Below are 6,034 nucleotides of genomic sequence, written 5' to 3' on the forward strand. Positions count from 1 at the left end.
AATTATGGGACTGCTCTGACATTTAAATGATTCATTAACAATGGGCTGCATAATTATTGTAACTAATTAATGGACCTATAAGGTTTTGCGGGAGGCTTCTTACCAGAAAGCTATCCGCCGGAAGCCTTATAGGTCTTATTGTTTCTTCATTCGCTAATTTGCATACGCTAATTTTATAAAATGCCATTTCATATTCAATCTCCATATCAGCCGGCGGGAGACCAGCCTTCGGCTATAGAACAGTTGAGCGAAGGAGTGCTCTCTGGTGAGCAGCACCAGGTATTGCTTGGTGTTACAGGCTCGGGTAAAACGTTCAGTATTGCAAATGTGATCCAGAATGTGCAGAAACCCACTTTGGTGCTGACACATAACAAGACACTGGTAGCACAGTTGTACGGGGAGTTCAAACAGTTTTTCCCCGATAATGCCGTGGAGTATTTTGTGTCTTATTACGATTACTACCAACCAGAGGCTTACCTGCCCGTTACGGATACATACATAGAGAAAGACCTGAATATTAACGAAGAGTTGGACAAATTGAGACTGCGGGCAACGACCAGCCTGCTTTCCGGCCGTAGAGATATTATCGTAGTAGCCAGTGTGAGTTGTATTTACGGTATGGGAAACCCTACTGATTATGAAAGCGGTATTATACGTATTGCAAAGGGCGAACGAATTTCCCGACAGGGATTCCTGCATGCTCTTGTGAACTCTCTCTATACAAGGACCAGTATTGAGTTTACCAGGGGAACTTTCCGGGTGAAGGGAGATACGGTAGATATTAACCTGCCTTATGTAGACTTCGGTTACCGGATCACTTTCTTTGGCGACGAGATTGAAGAAATAGAAAGCATAGAAATAGAGACCAGCAAGCGCATAGGCAAAATGGATAATGCGGCAATATTTCCTGCCAATCTTTATGTAGCACCTAAAGACATCATGCAACAGGTGGTCTACGAGATACAGGATGAAATGGCTGCACAGGTGGATTATTTTAAGAGCGTAGGAAAGTTCATTGAAGCACAGCGCCTGAAAGAAAGAGTGGAATATGACCTGGAAATGATTCGTGAGCTTGGCTTTTGTAATGGTATCGAAAACTACTCCCGCTTCTTTGACCGGAGAAAGCCCGGTACCCGACCATTCTGTTTGCTGGATTACTTCCCTAAAGACTTTTTGTGTGTCATTGATGAGAGCCACCAGACTGTTCCGCAAATAAGTGGTATGTATGGAGGTGACCGCAGCCGCAAACTGAACCTGGTAGATTATGGTTTCCGATTGCCATCAGCATTGGACAACAGACCATTGAACTTTCATGAGTTTGAAAGTCTCATTAACCAGATTATTTATGTGAGTGCTACGCCAGGGGACTACGAACTGGAACAGACAGAAGGTGTTGTGGTTGAGCAGGTGGTACGTCCAACCGGTTTGCTGGAACCGCCGATTGAAGTACGCCCCAGTGTGAACCAGATCGATGACCTGTTGGATGAAATTGATAAACGTGTGAAGAAAGGTGCTCGTGTATTAGTAACTACGTTGACCAAACGAATGGCAGAGGAGATGGACAAATACCTGAAACGCATTGACATCAAGTCGAAATACATACACAGTGATGTGGATACGCTGGAGCGGATAGAAATCCTAAGGGACCTGCGCCTGGGTGTTATTGACGTATTGGTAGGTGTGAACCTGCTCAGGGAAGGGTTGGACTTGCCGGAGGTTTCTTTGGTAGCCATCCTGGATGCAGACAAGGAAGGCTTTCTGAGAAATGAACGTTCCCTGACCCAGACAGCAGGACGTGCTGCCCGTAATGTTGAAGGAAAGGTGATCTTTTATGCGGATAAGATCACGCACAGTATGCAACGCACAATGGATGAAACGAACCGCAGGCGGGAGAAGCAATTGGCTTACAATACTGCACACGGTATTGTTCCCAAGACAGTTTCCAAATCGAAAGACCAGATCATGGCCCAGACTTCTGTATTGGACATCAAAGGTTATGATCCACATTCACCTTATGCCGTGGAAGAAATTGTGTCTAAAGCGGCTGAAGAGCAAGGAACTTATACCACCATTCCGCAAATTGAAAAGGCTATTGCCAAGACGAAGAAGGAAATGGAAAAGGCAGCCCGCGACCTTGACTTTATGGAAGCAGCAAGGCTGAGGGATGAGATGTTCAGCCTTCAGAAGACGTTAGAAGGAATGAAGGTAAAGGGGTGATTTGATGACAGAGGTTTGGAGAAAAATTAAAATAATAGAAGTACTGGAATGAAGGTTGATAGTGGTTGATTGGAATGAAACAGAGGGTACAAGTTGCAAGTGATGATTACTTGATACTTGTACCCTCTGCTTTGTTTTTAGTTGAGAAGAATACTTATTTACCTTGGGCAAGGATAATATTTTGTTGCTTGTCTTCCTTCCTGATGGCTTCGTAGATAGCTTCCTGGATGTTGGTGCGTACATCCATTTTGGAAAGTTTGTTGTTTTCCCTGGTGGGGTATACGCGATTTGACAGGAAGATGTAGACCAGTTTATACTTCGGATCGATCCAGACACAGGTGCCGGTAAAGCCGGTATGACCGAATGTTTCGGGAGATGCAGAGGCCGAAGGATAAGGATTAGAACGGGTGGCGTTATCTTTTTCCGGTTTATCAAAGCCGTATCCACGGCGGCTGTGTTTGCTTTGATAGGAAGTAAACATGCGTATGGTTTCTGGCTTCAGGTACCTGGTACCATTGAACTCCCCGCCATTGAGCAACATCTGGCAGAGCTTCAGCAAGTCGTAGGCATTGGAAAACAAGCCGGCGTGACCAGCAACGCCTCCAAAGAGAGAGGCTCCTTCATCATGCACATAACCGTGTATCAACTGTTCCCGGAAGTTCCTTTCTACTTCCGTTGGAATGATCTGATTACCATTGAATTTATACAGAGGCTTGAAACCTGTTGAGGACATGCCCATAGGCTGATAGAAGTTCTGGGAAACATATTCATCCAGGGGTACACCGCTAATTGCTTCCACAATCTTTCCCAGGAAAATAAAGTCGTTGTCGCTGTATACATAGCGGTTGGGAGCAGAAAGAGGGCTGGCCAGGATGCGTTTGAATAAAGTATCCTGCCAGTCATTGCGCAGGTAAAGGTTCTGGGCTACCGGTATCGTATAGCCTTCTTTGGGCACACTGCTGTAAATGGAGCCCATTAAAGGATGACCTGCTGAATCTATTGTTTCCCTGTAAAAGGGAATAAAGGGAGTCAGACCAGCCTGGTGCAGCAAGATATCATCTATGTGCAAACGAGCCTTATTGGTTCCTACTGTCCATGGCAGGTAGTCGCCGATGGTCTTTTTGAGGTCCAGTTTTCCCTGTTCGTACAACTTCATGACTGCAATAGTAGTGGCAGAAATCTTTGTGACAGAAGCCAGGTCAAAGATGGTTTCCAGATTTACGGAACGGGAAACATCATATTCGTAATTGCCAAAAGCTTTATGGTATTTGATCTCACCATCTTTGGCAACCAACACCACAGCGCCGGGAAAAGCACCCTGTAAAATGGCGTTGGAAACCAAGCTATCTATTTTGATCCATGCAGTAGATGTAGGGCCAGGATAATAATTGATCATTGTAAGGCCTTTTCCAAAAGGAAGGTCGCACACGGAGACCGGCAGCTTTCCTTTTGCAGACAATTCATTGCTCATAAAATCCGCAGCAGCCTCATGTGTAATTGAATCGTCCTGGTGGAAGGCTGCCAGTGTGGGTGCCTGGCAGAAGTTACCGGCGGCATATACATTACCAAACAAGAGCGTGGCAGTTTTAGCCTGCGGCAGGTTGTTCCACAACTGCAGGGCGCTGGCACTCAGACCAAAGTTATTCGCAGGGCGCAGGTTATAATTGTGCACGCCTGCAATGATCTCATCATAGTTTTTCTCCTTGACCTGTTGTAAGATATAATCAGCCCTGTCGTCGCCCTCTTTATAAGAGACCAGGTAAATATCGGCATTATGCTCCTGTTGCATGCGGCGGCTAAATTCATTTGGAGCAGTCAGTCCGAAGCCGATGTAGGCCAGCTTCCTGCCCTTGGTTAATGGCAACAGATTCTGACTGTCGCGCATAACAGTAACCGTATTGCGTGCCACTAAGGAGCGGATGCCATTTATTTCTGCATTTACATCACGGACCAGGTTGGTGGTATCAATCCATTGTTTTTGGTAAAGACCAAGGTTGTATTTGGCATACAGCACCTTTTTCACCTTCTTATCGATGTCCTTCCAGGAAAGCCTCTTCTTAGCGATAGCTTTTTTGATAGCAGCCATAGCAAACTCCACGTTGTCCGGGAGGCACAACATATCGTTGCCAGCCCGCAGCGCCTGAACTGCAGCATCGCCTGCAGGGAAGAACTTGGTAACCCCTTTCATCTCCAAAGCATCAGTAACGCTTAGACCTGTGAAATTCAGTTTCTTGCGCAGCAGGTCAGTAACTGACTTTTTGGAAAGAGAAGTAGGGCGGTTTGGTGATTTATCAATAGCCGGGATAAACAGGTGTGCATTCATCACACTGCCCACGCCGGCTTTGATGAGTTCTTTGAAAGGATACAGTTCCAGGGAATCCAGTTGCGCCATGCTCTTGTTGATCACGGGCAGGTCCAGATGGGAGTCCACCTCTGTATCGCCATGGCCTGGGAAGTGCTTGGCGCAGGCCATGATGCCTTCGTCCTGCATTCCGCGCATATAGGCCACGCCAAAGCGGGCTACTTTATTCTTGTCCTCACCAAAAGAGCGGAAGCCGATAACAGGGTTAGCCGGATTGTTGTTTACATCAACCGTTGGTGCATAATTTACATGCACGCCTATGCGCTTCATCTGTCTTCCGACGGCCCTGCCCATCTGGTAAATGATGGCAGTATCAGTTAATGCGCCTAATGTGGCCTGATAGGGAAACCGGGCAACGCTATCGAGCCGCATACCCAGGCCGTATTCGCCATCAATGGTAATCATCAATGGTGTTTTGGCAATAGCCTGGTATTGATTGGTGAGATTAGCCTGGCGAACAGGGCCACCCTGGAAAAAGCAAAGGGCTCCAACGTTGTATTTGGTTATTAAGTTGGTAACCTGCTCCACATGATCAGGTCCTAGGTTGCTATGGGCCCTGATCACTATAAGTTGTGCAATCTTTTCATCTTTGGAAAGGGAATTGAAAACACTATCCACCCATTCGGAGGCTGACAGGGTACTTTTATATTGGGCTATTGAGGCAAGACCTATGCTTGAAAATAATATTGCTAAGAGAGATTTCTTCATATGAGGACCATCAAAGGCACAATTTAGGCCAAAAGTTGTAACGGGTGTTTGGGGAGTTGGTAGGGAGTATCTAGGGAGCAAGTAGGAGGAAGATGATGGATAGCAGATGCTGGATTATTAATAATTAATTATTGATTATTGGTCCATAGGGAAAGGTGAAATGAGGTATTGGGGTATTGGAATGGCATGATATGGGAGATAAAAGTGGTTTTCTAGGCTTTTCCTAGGCTTAGCTATGGATTCAGTAGGGCTCAGGTAGGGCTGAGCAACGAAAGATGAACCGCGGATTTGCACGATTAGAAAGGGAGGAATAGGATTTTTTGATGGAGGAGTCCGGGTTTTATTGGAGATTGAGAAAGGGGAAGAAAAGATGCTTTTTTGAGGTTTAGGAACGAAGGGGGCATACTGTTGTCATACTCTAGGTATACTGATGGTATGCTTCAGGTATACTTGATCTACGAAGGATCCCTGCTGGAAAGCTGGAGCTGGGGGTGGACAAAAGCGGTCATTTCCTGCCATTTTATGCCAAAGCGGCCAGGAGGTTTTTGCTTGTGGATGGGGGGCAGTAGCTTTAGGGGGTAAATGAATCAGAAAGATGAAACAGGTCTATATCAATAGTAAAGAAAGGGTGGTGATCAAGGATGGCAAGCAGGTACCTAGACTCTTGTTAGGCATGATCCGGGGCTCGATTGGGAAGTGCTTTGTGGTGAAGCATTATAGGGGGAACAAGAAAAAGAAGTGGAAAAA

2 protein-coding genes are annotated in these 6,034 nt (G+C 46.0%); one reads left to right on the forward strand and one right to left on the reverse strand.

Going from position 1 to position 6,034, the window contains the following annotated elements; translation table 11 throughout:
- Positions 1-180: 180 nt before the first annotated feature.
- Positions 181-2,217, forward strand: coding sequence for an excinuclease ABC subunit UvrB (gene uvrB, locus OCK74_RS16535; RefSeq protein ID WP_279298168.1), 2,037 nt, complete (start codon positions 181-183; stop codon positions 2,215-2,217).
- Positions 2,218-2,371: 154 nt separating this feature from the next.
- On the opposite strand, the gene OCK74_RS16540 is transcribed toward uvrB, so the two are convergent.
- Positions 2,372-5,287 (reverse strand): serine hydrolase domain-containing protein, encoded by a 2,916-nt coding sequence (locus OCK74_RS16540; RefSeq protein ID WP_279298169.1) that lies wholly within the window; start codon positions 5,285-5,287, stop codon positions 2,372-2,374.
- Positions 5,288-6,034: the final 747 nt, after the last annotated feature.

This window comes from Paraflavisolibacter caeni (assembly GCF_025628885.1).
In the GTDB taxonomy this organism is placed as follows: Bacteria; Bacteroidota; Bacteroidia; order Chitinophagales; family Chitinophagaceae; genus Flavisolibacter; species Flavisolibacter caeni.

What these genes read in the sequence shown, in the direction of transcription:
- uvrB (WP_279298168.1), top strand. Translation starts at nt 181, where the DNA reads ATGCCATTTCATATTCAATCTCCATATCAGCCGGCGGGAGACCAGCCT.
- OCK74_RS16540 (WP_279298169.1), bottom strand. Translation starts at nt 5,287, where the DNA reads ATGAAGAAATCTCTCTTAGCAATATTATTTTCAAGCATAGGTCTTGCC.